11 protein-coding genes are annotated in these 16,344 nt (G+C 38.9%); 10 read left to right on the top strand and 1 reads right to left on the bottom strand.

Annotated elements, in window-relative coordinates:
- From VMW81_06400 to VMW81_06355, 10 genes are all read left to right on the top strand, one after another.
- On the top strand, window positions 1-709 hold a 709-nt coding region (locus tag VMW81_06400), incomplete at its 5' end, for a sigma 54-interacting transcriptional regulator (protein ID HUU50569.1).
- 35 nt (window positions 710-744) lie between these two features.
- On the top strand, window positions 745-2,160 hold the full coding sequence (glmU, locus tag VMW81_06395) for a bifunctional UDP-N-acetylglucosamine diphosphorylase/glucosamine-1-phosphate N-acetyltransferase GlmU (protein ID HUU50568.1): 1,416 nt from the start codon (window positions 745-747) through the stop codon (window positions 2,158-2,160).
- Between the two features lie 2 nt (window positions 2,161-2,162).
- Window positions 2,163-3,989: a glutamine--fructose-6-phosphate transaminase (isomerizing) gene (gene glmS / locus VMW81_06390; GenBank protein HUU50567.1), complete on the top strand. Its 1,827-nt coding sequence runs from the start codon at window positions 2,163-2,165 to the stop codon at window positions 3,987-3,989.
- A 16-nt stretch (window positions 3,990-4,005) separates the two neighbouring features.
- Entirely contained in the window at window positions 4,006-6,141 is a 2,136-nt protein-coding gene (locus VMW81_06385) for a UvrD-helicase domain-containing protein (GenBank protein HUU50566.1), read from the top strand.
- Window positions 6,142-6,151: 10 nt separating this feature from the next.
- Window positions 6,152-6,439 (top strand): Asp-tRNA(Asn)/Glu-tRNA(Gln) amidotransferase subunit GatC, encoded by a 288-nt coding sequence (gene gatC, locus VMW81_06380; GenBank protein HUU50565.1) that lies wholly within the window; start codon window positions 6,152-6,154, stop codon window positions 6,437-6,439.
- A 16-nt stretch (window positions 6,440-6,455) separates the two neighbouring features.
- A complete protein-coding gene (gene gatA, locus VMW81_06375) occupies window positions 6,456-7,916 on the top strand; it encodes an Asp-tRNA(Asn)/Glu-tRNA(Gln) amidotransferase subunit GatA (protein HUU50564.1) in 1,461 nt (486 codons plus the stop codon).
- Window positions 7,917-8,049: 133 nt separating this feature from the next.
- Window positions 8,050-9,483 (top strand): Asp-tRNA(Asn)/Glu-tRNA(Gln) amidotransferase subunit GatB, encoded by a 1,434-nt coding sequence (gatB, locus tag VMW81_06370; GenBank protein HUU50563.1) that lies wholly within the window; start codon window positions 8,050-8,052, stop codon window positions 9,481-9,483.
- 63 nt (window positions 9,484-9,546) lie between these two features.
- Window positions 9,547-11,337: a chloride channel protein gene (locus VMW81_06365; protein ID HUU50562.1), complete on the top strand. Its 1,791-nt coding sequence runs from the start codon at window positions 9,547-9,549 to the stop codon at window positions 11,335-11,337.
- A gap of 17 nt (window positions 11,338-11,354) precedes the next feature.
- On the top strand, window positions 11,355-14,030 hold the full coding sequence (gene polA, locus VMW81_06360) for a DNA polymerase I (GenBank protein HUU50561.1): 2,676 nt from the start codon (window positions 11,355-11,357) through the stop codon (window positions 14,028-14,030).
- A gap of 27 nt (window positions 14,031-14,057) precedes the next feature.
- The gene (locus VMW81_06355) at window positions 14,058-14,957 is read left to right on the top strand and encodes an NAD(P)-dependent oxidoreductase (protein ID HUU50560.1); all 900 of its coding nucleotides are present in this window, start codon (window positions 14,058-14,060) and stop codon (window positions 14,955-14,957) included.
- 194 nt (window positions 14,958-15,151) lie between these two features.
- On the opposite strand, the gene VMW81_06350 is transcribed toward VMW81_06355, so the two are convergent.
- Complete coding sequence (locus VMW81_06350) at window positions 15,152-16,240, bottom strand: NADH:flavin oxidoreductase (protein HUU50559.1); 1,089 nt, start codon at window positions 16,238-16,240, stop codon at window positions 15,152-15,154.
- Window positions 16,241-16,344 lie beyond the last annotated feature (104 nt).

The following is a 16,344-nucleotide window of genomic DNA, read 5'->3' as shown; positions in this document are numbered from 1 at the left end:
CTTTTTGGATGAGATCGGTGATATGGACATGGGTCTCCAGACAAAGATACTAAGAGTATTGCAGGAAAAGGAGTTTTATCGGGTAGGAGGTATGGACTCCATAAAGGTGGATGTCAGAGTTGTTGCAGCTACGAATCAGGATTTAGAGGTTGCCGTTAGAGAAGGGCGGTTTAGAGAGGATCTTTATTATCGTTTGAATGTAGTTCCGATATCTTTACCTCCCTTGCGGGAAAGAAGGGAAGATATTCCTCTTCTTATCAGTTATTTCTTGAGAAAATTCACGACTCTTGGGCTCGGGGAAAAATATATAACGCCAAAAGCCAGAAAGTTACTCCTCAATCATTCTTGGAAGGGAAATGTTAGAGAACTAGAGAATGTATTGAAAAGGGCTGTGGTCCTCTCTTCCAGCAATACGATAGTACCGGATGATCTTCCTCTAACAACTCTTGAGGAAAGCGAAAACAAAAACAGCAGAACTATTGATAATATTTTTGAAGAGAAGTTTAAAGATTTTGTATCCAAAATGTGCACTGTGAAAAAGGGAAATCTATATGAGATGCTGATGAAAAAGGTTGAGAAGCCTTTGATAAAGTTGGTCATGGAAGAAACGAGCGGAAACCAGATAAAAGCTGCCAATATCTTGGGAATCAATAGAAATACCCTTAGGAGAAAGATTAAGGATTTAGGGATATCGAAAAAGAAGAGATAATAAATCAATTGATATTTTAAAAGGAAAATTAATAAATGATGAAAAAAAAGAAATTAGCCATTGTTATCTTAGGAGCCGGCAAAGGGAAAAGAATGAAGTCCAAGAAGGCAAAGGTTCTCCATTTGTTAGCAGGCAGACCCATGATAGAATATACAGTAGATTTAGCCGAGAGTCTTCATAGCGATAAGATTGTTTTAGTTGTCGGTTATCAAGGTGATCGTGTGAAAGCGCTCCTTGAAGATAAAAAAATAGATATTGTAGAACAAAAAGAACAATTGGGCACGGCTCATGCTATCATTCAGTCAAAAGGGGTTCTAAAGAATTTTAAAGGAAACATACTGGTACTTTCTGGAGACGTTCCTTTATTAAAAAAGGAAACTCTTATTAGATTACTCAAAGAACAGGATAAGTTGGGCTCTGTGGTCACTGTCCTTACTGCAAGAATTCCAGAGCCCTATGGATATGGGAGAGTGTTACGTAAAAAGGATTCCTCTATTGAAAAGATTGTTGAAGAAGGAGACGCGACTAAAAAAGAAAGGAGAATTAATGAGATCAACAGCGGGATTTACTGTTTTAAGAAGGACTTTTTATTTAATACCCTGCAAACAATAAAGAGAGATAATGTCCAGAAGGAATTTTATCTTACTGATATCATCGAGATTGCAAGAAAAAGGAATTTATCTGTCCATGCTCTTCTTGCAGATGATTCTAATGAGATAATGGGGATTAATACTCGGGTTGATCTGGCGAATATAGAACAGACAATGAGAAAGAATATCCTAAGTAAACTGATGCTTAATGGAGTTACTATTATCGACCCATCCAGTACCTTTATAGATTCAACAGTAAATATTGGTAAGGATACAATCATTTATCCACATACTCAGATCTATGGAAACACAAAGATTGGAGAAGATTGTGTTATTATGTCCCATTCTGTTATTATAAATAGCAGCATTGCTCACTCAGTGGAGATTAAGGGTTTTGTATTTATAACGGAAAGTACGATAGGCAACAATGCAAAAATTGGTCCTTTCACGCATTTTAGACCTGAGACCATTTTAAAGGAGGGGGTAAAGATAGGAAACTTTGTCGAGATAAAAAAATCTGTTGTTGGGAAGGGTTCAAAAGCCCCACACCTTACATACATTGGTGATTCTACCATTGGGAAAAAGGTAAATATAGGTGCCGGTACAATCACCTGTAATTATGATGGGAGAGAGAAACATCAAACGATTATAAACGATGGGGTTTTTGTCGGAAGCGATACACAATTTGTTGCCCCTATTAAAGTTGGAAAGGGAGCTTATATCGCTGCTGGAACCACAGTAACTAAGGATGTCCCTCCTTACTCATTAACCTTAAGCAGAACAGATCAAATCAATAAGGAAAACTGGGTTCTCCAAAAGATAAAAGAGGAAAAGGGGAAAAAAGATAAGAAGGAGAAATAGATATGTGTGGGATTATAGGATATATTGGAAATAGAGATGCCGTTCCGATCCTTTTAGATGGACTCAAGAGACTAGAATACAGAGGATATGATTCTGCAGGAATTTCTACTATAGATAATAATAAATTGGTTGTCAGAAGAAGTGTTGGCAAATTAAGAAATCTTGAGGAAAACATAAAAGATAATCCTTTAGGAGGTAAAATAGGTATCGGTCACACCCGCTGGGCAACCCATGGAAGACCATCAGAAGAAAATGCCCATCCCCACAGAGTCAATGGAGTCGTTGTTGTCCATAATGGAATCATTGAAAATTATCTTGCCCTGAAGGAAGAACTGATAAAAGAAGGAAGTGTTTTCACATCCAATACAGATACAGAAGTGATTGCCCACCTTATTCATAAATATTTTGAAGGAAACTTAGAAGAGGCTGTTAAAAAAGCCCTGCACAGAATTGTCGGTGCCTATGCTATCGGTGTTATTTGTGAACAGGATCCAAAAAAGATTGTAGCTGCGAGAAAACATAGCCCACTCGTTATTGGTCTTGGCAAGGGTGAGTTTTTTATAGCCTCTGATATTCCAGCGATTTTAGGGCATACAAGAGAAGCCTTTTTCTTGGAAGATGGAGAGATAGCCATCCTTACTGAAGAGGGCGTAAAAATAAGTGATCTTATGGGAAGGCCTAAATCTAAAGAAGTCAAAAAAGTACTATGGAATCTTGTAATGGCAGAAAAGAGTGGGTACAAACACTTTATGTTAAAGGAGATTTATGAACAACCCAGGGCCATTTGGGATACCTTTAGAGGAAGAATTTCTCAAGAAACAGGGGATATCATTTTGTTAGATGAGATCAAGATGGATAAAGAAAGTATTAAGGAAATCAAAAAGATTTTTATCGTTGCCTGCGGTACTTCATATCATGCTGCCCTTGTAGGCAAATATATCATAGAAGAAATTTGTAAAATGCCAGTAGAGGTGGATATCGCTTCTGAATTCAGGTATAGAGACCCTTTAATCGATAAGGAATCCCTTACGGTCTTTATATCACAGTCAGGAGAAACTGCGGATACCATTGCTGCCCTAGAGGAGGCAAAGAAAAAAGGAGCAAAGGTCATCTCGATCTGTAATGTCATGGAAAGCACGATTGCAAGAGATTCCCATGAAGTCATTTATACCCATGCAGGGCCTGAGATAGGGGTGGCTTCGACAAAGGCCTTTACCACTCAGATTGTGGCTCTTTATCTGCTAGGGATACTCATAGCTAAACTTAATAAAACTATTTCTGAAAAGAGGTCTAAGGATTTAATGAAGGACCTTGTCAAGATACCAGAACAGGTAGAGAGTATATTGAATCAAGATGAACGTATTGAAGAAATTTCCAGAATCTATTCTGACAGGAAAGATTTTTTGTTTTTGGGAAGAGGTATCAATTACCCTATTGCGCTGGAAGGGGCATTAAAATTAAAGGAAATATCCTATATTCACGCCGAGGGTTATCCTGCTGGAGAAATGAAACATGGGCCTATTGCATTGATTGATGAGAGCATGCCCGTGGTTGTCCTTGCGCCAAAAAATAGGGTTTATGAAAAGATATTAAATAATATCGAAGAGGTTAAGACAAGGGATGGAATTGTTATTGTTCTTACCAATGAGGAAAATAAAGAACTGGAAGAAAAAGTTGACCACGTTCTCTACATACCTAAAACATCATACTTTCTTGAACCTATCCTTTTGGTTGTTCCCCTTCAGCTCCTTGCTTACCATATTGCAGTAAGAAGGGGTTGCGACGTCGACCAACCAAGAAACCTCGCAAAGAGTGTTACCGTAGAATAGAAAAAAAGATATCATCATGGACATATTAAATCGTTTAAATCCCAATCAGAAAGAAGCTGTGACAAAGAGTGACGGACCTTTGTTAATCCTTGCTGGAGCAGGTTCTGGAAAAACCAGGGTGATCACTCACAAAATAGCCTATTTAATTAAGAATAGAGGGATCAATCCTTCCCATATTATCGCCCTAACATTCACCAACAAAGCTGCTGAAGAGATGAAAGAAAGGGTAAAAATTCTTCTTAGAAATTCTTCTTTTAATATTTGGATAAGCACATTTCATTCTGCCTGCGCAAGGATATTGAGATCAGAAATTGAGAGACTGGGTTATTCGAACGATTTTATCATATACGACTCAGGAGACAGTTTAGAGCTTATTAAAGAATGTATGAAGAAGCTGGATATCTTTGATGAGCTTTACCAATCAAAAGATATTTTAAATAAGATTAGCGAGCAAAAGAGAAATCTTATCTTTCCAGAGGCTTATCATGGAAACGATTTTGGATTTGAACAGCATGTAAAAAAGATATACTTATTATACCAAAGAGCTCTTTATAATAATAATGCCTTAGATTTTGATGATTTATTATTATTGACAATTAAGTTATTCGAAAAAAATTTAGATATATTAGAATCCTACCAGGAGAGATTCAGGTATATTCTGGTGGATGAATATCAGGATACAAACTATTCCCAGTTCTATCTGTTAAATTTATTAGCAAAAAAATATAGAAACATATGTGTTGTAGGGGATGATGACCAGAGTATCTATCATTGGAGAGGTGCAAATTTAGAAAACATTCTCAATTTTGAAAAAGATTATCCGGACACCCGTATCGTCACTTTAGAAGAAAACTATCGTTCAACAAAAACGATCTTAGATGCTGCGGCAGAGATCATAAAGAAAAATGAGGGAAGAAAAGATAAGAAACTGTGGACCAATAATGATAAAGGAGAAAAGATCATCTATTTTAGGGCAGACGATGAAATAAAAGAGTCAGATTATATAGCCAGCACCATTAAAAATTTATGCAATAATGGAAAGATGAAATTTAAAGATTTTGCCATATTTTTCAGAACAAATGCTCAGTCAAGAGTCATAGAGGATTCCTTAAGGAAAAATCAGATTCCTTATACAATAGTAAAGGGATTGAGATTTTACGAGAGAAAAGAGATAAAGGAGATTCTCGCATACATAAAGGTAGTTTTTAATCCTTATGATAGTGTGAGTCTAAAAAGAATCATCAATATCCCTGCAAGAGGAATTGGAAAGGTGACACTGAATAAGATCGATAGTTATATAAAAGAAAGGGAGATATCCTTTTTTGAGGGTATAGATGAGATGATAAAGAAAAATATTGTTGCTCCTTTAATAGAGCGACGATTAGAAAAGTTTTTTAAGCTTATCAAGGAATTAAAAAAAATAGGGGAAAAAGAAACGGTTTTTCGATTAGTAAAGGAAATATTGAATAAAACGAAATATCTGGAAACCCTTGAAAAAAAGAACAAAGGAGAGACAGACGGAAGATTAGATAATGTAAAAGAATTCATCTCAGCGATTAAAGAATTTGAAAGAAGAACAGAGGATAAGTCTCTGAAGGCCTTTTTAGATTACTCTGTTCTTGTTTCAGAAACGGATTTTATAGACGAAGATGCTGGGGTTGTCTCCCTGATAACCCTTCACTCATCAAAGGGATTAGAATTTCCCCTTGTTTTTATCTCAGGTATGGAGAATGGGCTCTTTCCTCATGCGAAAGCCTTTGAAACTATGGAAGAACTGGAGGAAGAAAGAAGGCTATGCTATGTGGGTATGACAAGAGCAAAGGATAGGCTTTTTTTAACAAATTGTATTCGAAGAAATATCTATGGAAATTATCAATATAATTTTCCTTCTCTATTTTTAAAGGATATTCCAGATAAATATATATCAAAAGCCTTTAATGAAACTTCTTCTTCTCACCTTGATTTTTATCAAGAAGAAGAAGAAAAAAAAGAAGATTCTTTAGTAGGAAAAAAAGTCTGCCATCCAAAATTTGGTGTGGGAGTGGTTAGTGCAAGCGAAGGTGAAGAAGAGAATTTAAAATTAACTGTATCTTTTCAGGGATTTGGTAAAAGGAAACTTATGGCAAAATATGCTTCCTTGAAGGGACTTTAGGAGGTTAGACATGAAAATAACTAAAAAAGAAGTTGAACATGTGGCCCATCTGGCCCGCTTAGAACTAAAGGAAAAGGACAAAGAAAAATTTACAGAACAGCTGAGTGATATTCTAACCTATGTTGAAAAGCTGAATGAATTGGACACAAAAAATACAGAACCTACCTCTCATGTTATTTCCATTGAAAATGTATTTAAAGAAGATGTTATAAAGGATTCTATTTCATTGGATGAGGCCCTTAACAATTCACCAGAAAAGGAACATAAACATTTTAAGGTCCCAAAGATTATTGATTAAAAAATGAGGAGAAAAAGTGAAACTCTTTCAAATGACCATCCATGATTTACACGAGATGTTGAAAAAAAGAGAGGTCTCATGTACGGAGATCACGAATTCTGTTTTTAAACGCATAGATAAAGTTGAAGATGAAATAAAATCCTACATAACGATTACAAGAGAATCTGCCTTAAAAGAGGCAGAGGAGGTCGATAGATTTATAAAAAATGGCGATAATATCTCTCCTCTTACAGGCATACCTTTAGCCATTAAGGATGTGTTGTGTGTTAAAGGGATAAGGACAACATGTGGTTCAAAAATACTTAGTAATTTTACCCCCCCTTATGATGCGACCTCCATAAAAAGATTAAGTGACCAAAGACCGGTATTTGTAGGTAAAACAAATATGGACGAGTTTGCCATGGGTTCTTCTACAGAGACCTCATATTTTGGTATTACAAAGAATCCATGGAATCTTGAAACCGTTCCTGGAGGTTCAAGCGGTGGTTCTGCAGCTGCTGTAGCAGCTGATGAGTGTATTGCTGCACTCGGATCTGATACGGGTGGCTCAATAAGACAACCAGCAGCTTGCTGTGGGATCGTTGGGTTGAAACCCACTTATGGTCGAGTGTCGAGATATGGTCTGGTTGCCTTTGCTTCTTCGCTAGATCAGATTGGTCCCATGACGAAGGACGTAAAGGATAGCGCTCTCTTGATGAATGTTATCAGCGGCAAAGATCCCCTCGATTCTACATCAGCTGATATTCCCGTTCCTGACTTTACCAAGGCCCTCATAGAGGATGTGAAGGATTTGAAAATAGGTATCCCCAAGGAGTACTTTGTTGAGGGAATGAACAAGGAAGTAGAAGCCAAGGTCTGGGAAGCAATAAAATTATTAGAGAGGTTAGGGGCAAAACCAAAAGAGGTTTCCCTTCCTCATACAGATTATGCCATAGCTACTTATTATATACTAGCAACAGCAGAAGCCAGTTCTAACCTGGCACGTTATGATGGTGTAAAATATGGCTATAGAACAAAAGAGGAAAAAGATTTATTGGAGATGTATAAAAAGACCAGGGAAGAGGGATTTGGCCCAGAGGTAAAGAGGAGAATTATGCTTGGAACCTATGTCTTGAGTGCCGGTTATTATGATGCCTATTATAAAAAAGCCCAACAAGTAAGAACCCTTATCAAGAGAGATTTTGATGAGGTCTTCAAAGAATGCGATGTTCTCATTACCCCCACCTCTCCTACCCCTGCCTTTAAAATTGGGGAAAAAATGGAAGACCCCCTGCAGATGTACCTATCAGATATCTTCACTATCTCTGTAAATCTAGGAGGCATACCTGCTATCTCCCTGCCCTGTGGTTTTTCCAAAGATAATTTGCCTGTTGGTCTCCAGATTATGGGACGACATTTTGATGAAGAAACGATACTAAGGGTCGCTTATTGCTTTGAGCAGAATACAGATTACCATCTCAAAAAACCTGAACTTTAAAAACAATTTATCACTCTTTTCTAACTTCTAGAGAATATTAAAAAACTTCTTCATCTTGCTTCTAAAGAAATTTTTATTTATAATAGAACTTTCTTACTAATAAAGATTTATTTTTACAAAGGAAATTTAAAAAATGGATTACGAGGCAATTATCGGTTTAGAGGTTCATGCTCAATTGTTAACAAAATCGAAGATATTCTGCCCTTGTTCCACTGAGTTTGGAGCAGAGCCGAACACCCAGACATGCCCCATATGTCTTGGTATGCCAGGAGTACTTCCCGTTTTAAATAAAGAGGTGGTAGAATTTACGATAAAGACGGCACTAACAACCCATTGCAAAACAGCACTGAATTGTCGATTTGCTAGAAAAAACTATTTTTACCCTGACCTTCCCAAGGGATATCAGATATCTCAATACGAAGAACCCTTAGCAAAGGGAGGATATATTGAGATCAATACAGACGGAAAGACAAAAAGGATCGGTATCACGAGAATCCATATGGAAGAGGATGCAGGAAAACTGATACATGGAGAAAACTTAGGGGATAGCAATAGCAGTTATGTGGATCTTAATAGGACAGGGGTTCCTCTTATGGAGATTGTAAGTGAACCTGATATTAATTCTCCGCAAGAGGCCAGGGAATATCTTCTGAAACTAAAAGCCATATTAGAATATTTAGATGTGTGTGACGGAAACATGGAAAAGGGGAGTTTGCGATGCGATGCCAATATCTCTCTAAGGCCAAAAGGATCCAAAGAGCTTGGCACAAAAACAGAAGTCAAGAATATGAATTCATTTAAAAATGTTCAAAGAGCGCTGCAATACGAGATTAAAAGGCAAATTGAAATTCTCAAAGAAGGCGGAGAGGTAATTCAGGAAACGAGATTGTGGGATGCGGATGAAGAGATTACCCTCTCTATGAGGGGAAAGGAAGAGGCCCATGACTACAGATATTTTCCAGAGCCAGATTTAGTCAGAATTAGAATAGATGAGGAATGGATAAAGGAGATTGAAAAAGGTCTTCCAGAGCTTCCTGATGAAAAGAAAAAGAGGTTTCTTGACCAATATAAAATACCTGAATATGATGCTGTTGTCCTTACCTCTTCAAAAGCCCTTTCAGAATATTATGAGAGATGCGTAGAGCTTTTTCCCAATCCAAAGGTTGTCAGCAATTGGGTCATGGGTGATATCTTAAGAGAATTAAAAGCAGAGAATATTGATATAAAGGATTGTCCTTTAACCCCTGAAAACTTAGCAAGCATGCTTAAGATGATAGATAAGGGTACGATAAGCGGTAAGATTGCAAAGACCGTATTTGAAGAGATGTATAAGACAGGAAAGCCTGCTGAGATCATAGTAAAGAAAAAAGGCCTACTCCAAATATCAGACGAAGAGGAGTTAAAAAGAATTGTGGATGGGGTTTTGTCGAAGAATCCCGAGGAGGTGGAGCAGTACAAAAAAGGAAAGAGGAAACTCTTTGGTTTTTTTGTGGGTGAGACCATGAAGGCTACCAAGGGAAAAGCAAATCCCCAGCTTGTAAATAAGCTTTTAAAAGAAAAACTCTAGACTTTTTAAGCAAGAGCCTTTACGCAACTTAATGATAGATACAGGAAAATCTAAAAGAATATTATGAAAAAAGCAGCTAAAAAACTGATAAGCAGTCTGGGGATGGTCTCCTCTCCAAAATGGTTTCTCTACTGCTTTTTGGTCGGTATTATCTCAGGTTTTGGAGCGATCATTTTCTTTGTTTTATTAAGAGAGGCAACCCATTTCTTTCTGAATTATTTAGCAGGTTATTATCCCTCTGCACCTGGTGGAGAACCTGTTTTTATCCCATCAGGTATAGAAACTAGAAGATGGATGTTACTCATTGTCCCCGCCATAGGAGGACTTATATCAGGTCTTATAGTTTATACCTTAGCACCAGAGGCTGAAGGTCATGGCACTGATGCCCTTGTAGATGCCTTTCATCAGCATCGGGGTGTAATCCGCAAGCGTGTGCCCATAATAAAGACTATAGCCTCGGCTATTACTATCGGTTCAGGGGGGTCGGCTGGCCGTGAAGGCCCTATTGCCCAGATTGGTGCTGGATTTGCCTCTTTCTTCGCTTCCATATTGAAATTAAACGACAGGGAAAGGCGCATATTAGTTTTGGCCGGAGCTGGGGCAGGTATTGGTGCAATCTTCCGTGCTCCGTTAGGCGGAGCATTCTTTGCCGCTGAGGTGCTATATAACGAGGCAGAATTTGAATACGAAGCCCTAATTCCATGTTTTCTATCTTCTATAGTAGGATATTCTGTTTATTGCACGTTTTCCGGATATGGGTGGGGCGCTATTTTCCATGCTCCAGTCTTCACCTTTCATAACCCATGGCAGCTTATCTTCTATGGTCTATTAGGTTTACTGATGGCCCTTTTTGGTTATATTTATGTAAAAGTATTTTACCAGATTCGGGATCGAATCTTTCGCCCCTTGAAGATTCCTAACATATTTAAACCAGCTATAGGCGGCCTGGCATTAGGTATCATTGCTCTATTCTGTCCTCAAGTGCTGGGCATGGGCTATGGCATGATCCAGCAGGCCATAGATGGAAGTCTGACTTTGCAATTCTTGTTTTTGGTAGGATTGTTGAAAATAGTAGCTACCTCATTTACTATAAGTTCTGGTGGTAGTGGTGGCGTGTTTGCTCCTTCTCTGGTAATAGGTGGCCTTTTAGGCGGTGCCTTTGGCAAGTTATTTAGTATTGCCTTTCCCGGAATAATAGATCAGCCCGGGGCCTTTGTGCTTGTGGGCATGGCTAGTTTTTTTGCCGGAGCTGCTAAGGTTCCAATAGCGTCTATGATAATGGTGTCAGAGATGACCGTGGGCTATTCGCTTCTGGTGCCGATGATACTGGCTTCTTCCTTTGCATACCTTTTTTCTAGAAAAAAGACCTCTATTTACGAAAAGCAGGTACCTACAAGGGTAGATTCCCCTGCCCACATGGGAGACTTTATTGTTGATGTACTAGAGGGTATAAGAGTAGAAGACGTGTTGAAAAAAGAGAAAAAGGTTGTCCTTATACCTGAATCCACTAAATTAAGGGATATTGGGGACATTATATCAAATACAACCAATTCATATTTCCCTGTAGTAAACGAGAAAAATGAAATGATAGGAATTATATCAATGGATGACCTTCGTTCCCTCTTTTTTGCGAAAGATATGGCAGATTTACTTATTGCAAAGGACTTTGCCACTAAGGAAGTTATTACCCTGAACCTTGAGGAGAGTCTTTCCAGCGCCCTTAAAAAATTTACGATGAAAAATATTGATGAGTTACCAGTAGTTGACAGCAAAAAACCCAATAAGGTCATAGGAATACTGAGCAGAAGAGATGCAATCTTAGCCTATAATAATGCTGTTTTAAAAGAGTATTAAAAAAGTCTTTAGAGGAGATGTCCAAAATCCCTCATTTATATCTTATCGATGGCAGCTCATTCATCTACAGGGCTTTTTTTGCCATCAGACAATTTCTCTCAAATTCCAAGGGGCTTCCAACCAATGCCATCTTTGGCTTTACGAATATGCTCTTAAAGATACTCAAGGAAGAAAAACCTGATTATCTTGCCATCGCCTTTGACCCTAAGGGCCCCACCTTTAGACATGAAGAGTATGAGGAATATAAGGCCCAGAGGCCTGATACGCCTGATGACCTGATTCCCCAGATACCCTATATCTTTAAGCTTGTGGAGAGCTTCAACATACCTATATTGCTGAAGGAGGGCTATGAGGCTGATGATTTTATTGGAACCGTTGTGAGGCAGGCAGAAAAAAAGGGTTTTAAGGTAACGATTATCAGCGGAGACAAAGACCTTTTTCAATTAATCACTAAAGATGTCATTGTTAAAGATACTATGAAAGATAAGACCTATGACGTAGCAGCTGTAAAAGAAAGGTTTGGCGTTGAGCCTTCACGCCTTGTAGAGATCATGGCTTTGATGGGAGACAAAATTGACAATATACCGGGTGTTCCGGGCATAGGGGAGAAGACAGCTATCGAGCTGATTAAAGAATTCAATAGCATTGATAATCTCTATAAGAACACAGACAGGATAAAAAAAGAAAAGTTAAAAGAAAGCCTTAAAATCCATAAGGAAGATGCCCTGCTGAGCAAGAAGCTTTGCACCATTGATACAGATATGCCAGTAGATGTTGATCTTGAAGAATTAAAGGTGAGGGAGATTAAAAAAGAAGAGATAATAGAGCTCTTTAAAGAGCTTGAATTTTCGAAGCTCCTGAAGGAATTTACCATCAAAAAGGATATTTCTGAAAAGAGATATAAAACCATTTTTAAGCAAGATGATCTAAAAGACCTGATCGAAAAATTAAAGAAGAGAGGAGAATTTGCTGTTGATTTAGAAACAACCCACAAGGAGCCTATGAGGGCAGATATTGTAGGGATTTCTCTTTCTACTAAAGAAGACGAGGCATTTTATGTTCCTGTTTCTCATGAATACCCAGATGCACCAGCACAGATAAAAAAAGATTTTGTCTTAAAATCTTTAAAGCCACTCCTTGAAGATAAGAACATAAAAAAGTTTGGGCAGAATATCAAATACGAGATTATTGTTCTCTCTAATGCAGGTATAGACCTTAAGGGGGTTGTCTTTGATACAATGCTTGCCTCCTATCTCATCAATCCCTCGAAAAGAAACCATAATCTTGAAGATATTGCCTTGGAGTATCTCAATTATAAGATGACGACATACAAAGAGATCGTTGGAACAGGTAAAAAAGAGATTGGATTCCATCAGGTTGATATTGAAACAGCAACCCGATATTCTGGAGAGGATGCGGATATTACCTTCCAGCTAACCAAGGTTCTCTCTCCATTAATCAAAGAAAAGGAATTAGAGGACCTTCTTTATCAGGTAGATCTCCCTCTAGTAAATGTCCTTGCCACAATGGAAAAAAATGGGGTTAGGATTGATGGGGACTTTTTAAGGGAGATGTCCAAAACACTTAAGCTACAGCTTGATAATTTAACCTCAAAGATATACAAACTTGCAGGAGAAGAATTTAATATCAATTCTCCATTGCAATTAAGGGAGATCCTCTTTGATAAACTGAAACTATCACCCGTAAAAAAGACAAAGACCGGCTATTCTACAGACGTGGATGTATTGGAACAGCTTGCACTGCAGCATGAGCTTCCTGCTGAGATACTCAATTACCGTCTTCTTTCGAAATTAAAATCCACCTATATCGATTCACTGTCAAAACTCATCAATCCCAAAACAGGTAGGATTCATACATCCTTTAACCAGACAGTCACAGCTACTGGAAGACTGAGCAGCAGCAATCCAAATCTCCAAAACATTCCGATCAGAACTGATGTGGGTCGGGAGATAAGAAAGGCCTTTATCCCAGATAAAGGAAATCTTCTCCTCTCAGCAGATTACTCCCAGATAGAACTCCGCCTTTTGGCCCATTTATCTGAAGACAAGGCCATGATCAAGGCCTTTGAAAAAGGGGAAGATATCCATGCATCCACAGCCAGGGAGATATTCGGCGTATTTCCCGAGACAGTCACCCCTGATATGAGAAGGGTTGCAAAGGCGGTAAATTTCGGGATTATCTATGGGATAAGTCCTTTTGGACTCTCTAAACAATTAAACATCTCTCAAAAGGATGCCAAAGAGTATATAGAGGGATATTTTCAAAAATATCCGAAGGTAAAGGAATATATAGAGGATACCATTAAAAAGGCCTACGATAAGGGCCATACAACGACCATTTTAAATCGGCGAAGATACATTCCTGAGTTAGAGAGCAAGAATAAGAATGTAAGGGAGTTTGGGGAAAGAACGGCTATGAATACACCCATTCAGGGCTCTGCAGCCGACTTGATAAAGGTAGCCATGATCAATATTCATCATATGATGATGAAAAAAAGTTTAAAGTCAAAGATGATCCTGCAGGTCCATGATGAACTCGTCTTTGAGGTTTTAAAAGACGAGATGGAGGCAATCAAGAGCCTTGTCAAGAATGAGATGGAAGGGGTCAGGGAAATGAAGGTTCCCATTTCTGTTGATATCAATACAGGAAAGAACTGGAATGAGGCACATTAACCAAAAGACAAAGGAGGTCAGCTGAAAATGAAACAAAGGATTGGTTTTATAGGTCTTGGTTTGATGGGAAAACCTATGGCAAAGAATCTACTGGGGGCAGGTTATCCTTTGGTTGTTTACAACAGGACCAAGAGGAAGATGAAGGAGCTGGTCGAGGCTGGCGCTGAAAGTGCAAAGAGTCCTGAGGAGTTAGCAAAAAAGTCCAGGGTAATCATTACCATGATAAGCGACCCTCCTGCATTAAAGGAGGTTGTTCTTGGGAAAAATGGAGTTATACACGGGGTTAAAAATGGTTCAATCCTCATTGACATGAGCACCATTGCTCCAACATTTACAAGAGAAGTTGCTCAAAGGTTAAAGAAAAAGGGTGTCGAGATGCTGGATGCGCCTGTAAGTGGGAGCGTTCCAGGAGCAATAGCAGGGACCCTTTGTATCATGGTCGGAGGGAAAAAGGATGCCTATGATAAATCATTAAAAATCCTAAAAAAGATGGGAAAGAAGATATTCTACATGGGAAAAAGCGGTATGGGTTCATACATGAAGCTTGTGGTTAATCTTATTGCCGCAATTATCAATCAGGCCATGGCTGAAGGACTTGTCCTGGGAACAAAAGCAGGTGTAAGCCCTGACCTCCTACTAAAGGTCTTGAGTGCAGGCGCAGGCAAGGCAGCACTAATAGAGGTAAAAGGCCCGGCAATCTTAAAGAGAAACTTCAAGACAAACTTTGCCCTCAAGCATATGTATAAGGACCTCCACCTTATCCTTGATGCAGCAGAGGAACTGCAGGTTCCCCTCCCCCTTACAGGCCGCACATTGGAGATATACAGAAAGGCATTGGAAAAGGGGCTGGGAGAAAAGGATTTTTGTGCCATTATTAATATGTTAGAGGATTGGGCAGGGAAAAAGGTAAGGGGAAAGAAGAAATAAAGGATTTCTATAAATTCAAGACATTTTCCTTAGGTAATAAAAAATAACGATAATGAAGAGCCCAATAAAGATAAGGGCCATATATTTATAATCGAGCTTTATACCGAGATAATAAAAGAGGGCAATAATAAGAAGGGCCCAGACAAAGAATCGGGAAATTACCCCTTTCAAAAAATCCCTGTCTGAAATCTTTTTCATTTTTTAACCTGTGTGCAGCGAGTATATTCGAGTTTTAAACCAAAACAGCCATTGCAGGAGATACAGTCCGCCTTTTCCTTTCCCTCTTTCATTTTATTTGGGAGATCTGGCTCTCTGATGAGCGGCCGGCTCATCGAGACAAAATCAACTGTCCCCTCCTCCAGAACCCCCTCCATAACCTTCATTGATCTCAACCCTCCAACAAGGATGAGAGGGATATTCAGAGCCTTCCTGAACTCTCTTGCATTGGCAAGGAAATAGGCCTCCATATCCTCTTTCAGGATATCCCTCCTGGCTGCACCGAGTCTTGATTCCCTCATTCCTCCGCTGATTTCAATGGCATCAATCCCCTCCTTTTCTAATTCCAAAGCTATGGCAATGCTCTCTTTGACCTCAAGACCCCCTTCCAAAAAATCTTCAGAGTTGAGCTTAATCAATACGGGATAATCCTTACTAACCACCCTTCTCACCCCACTGTAGACCTCCAATGGAAAGCGCATTCTGTTTTCCAAACTCCCTCCCCATATATCCTCTCTCCTGTTCGTATAAGGGGAGATAAACTCACTTATGAGAAATCCATGTGCCCCGTGAATCTGGACAGCATCAAAACCAGCCATTTTTGCTCTTTCAGAAGCTAAACAAAAGGCCTCTATGACTTCTTGAATTTCACCATCTGTCATCTCTCTTGGAGAGGTCTTACTTACTCGGTCAGGAACAGGAGAAGGAGCCAGAGGGGTTTTGCCTCCAATAGCCTTTTTGTCTACCTGTCGACCGCCGTGGTTTATCTGGATGCAAATCTTTCCCCCTTCATTATGAACGGAATCTGTGAGTCTCCTAAGTCCTGGAATCATGTCATCACTTTGAATCCCTGTCATGAAATGACTCACCTTGCCCATGGGATGGACAAAGGCATGACCCGTGATAATAAGACCAGCTCCGCCTCTTGCGAGCTCTTTATGACATTCGATGAGTCTCTCTGTAACCTCTCCATTTTCTGTAGCCATCTTTTCATAGGTTGCAGAGCGGACAATACGATTCTTTATCTCAAGGCTTCCTATTTTCTTTTCGGTAAATAAGAGGGGCATAAGATTTTTTTCTTTGGAGTTTTAAATTTTTAAAAAAATGTATCATCAGTTGGAAAGAGGGTCAAGGCATATAAATATTCTCTTGTTCCTTGCTTGTCCTCTTT

This window comes from Nitrospinota bacterium (assembly GCA_035528715.1).
In the GTDB taxonomy this organism is placed as follows: domain Bacteria; phylum JADFOP01; class JADFOP01; order DATKYB01; family DATKYB01; genus DATKYB01.
The sequence above is the reverse complement of the archived record's forward strand: the minus strand, read 5'-3'. Positions and strand labels throughout refer to the sequence as shown.

What these genes read in the sequence shown, in the direction of transcription:
- glmU (HUU50568.1), top strand. Translation starts at nt 745, where the DNA reads ATGATGAAAAAAAAGAAATTAGCCATTGTTATCTTAGGAGCCGGCAAA.
- glmS (HUU50567.1), top strand. Translation starts at nt 2,163, where the DNA reads ATGTGTGGGATTATAGGATATATTGGAAATAGAGATGCCGTTCCGATC.
- VMW81_06385 (HUU50566.1), top strand. Translation starts at nt 4,006, where the DNA reads ATGGACATATTAAATCGTTTAAATCCCAATCAGAAAGAAGCTGTGACA.
- gatC (HUU50565.1), top strand. Translation starts at nt 6,152, where the DNA reads ATGAAAATAACTAAAAAAGAAGTTGAACATGTGGCCCATCTGGCCCGC.
- gatB (HUU50563.1), top strand. Translation starts at nt 8,050, where the DNA reads ATGGATTACGAGGCAATTATCGGTTTAGAGGTTCATGCTCAATTGTTA.
- VMW81_06365 (HUU50562.1), top strand. Translation starts at nt 9,547, where the DNA reads ATGAAAAAAGCAGCTAAAAAACTGATAAGCAGTCTGGGGATGGTCTCC.
- polA (HUU50561.1), top strand. Translation starts at nt 11,355, where the DNA reads ATGTCCAAAATCCCTCATTTATATCTTATCGATGGCAGCTCATTCATC.
- VMW81_06355 (HUU50560.1), top strand. Translation starts at nt 14,058, where the DNA reads ATGAAACAAAGGATTGGTTTTATAGGTCTTGGTTTGATGGGAAAACCT.
- VMW81_06350 (HUU50559.1), bottom strand. Translation starts at nt 16,240, where the DNA reads ATGCCCCTCTTATTTACCGAAAAGAAAATAGGAAGCCTTGAGATAAAG.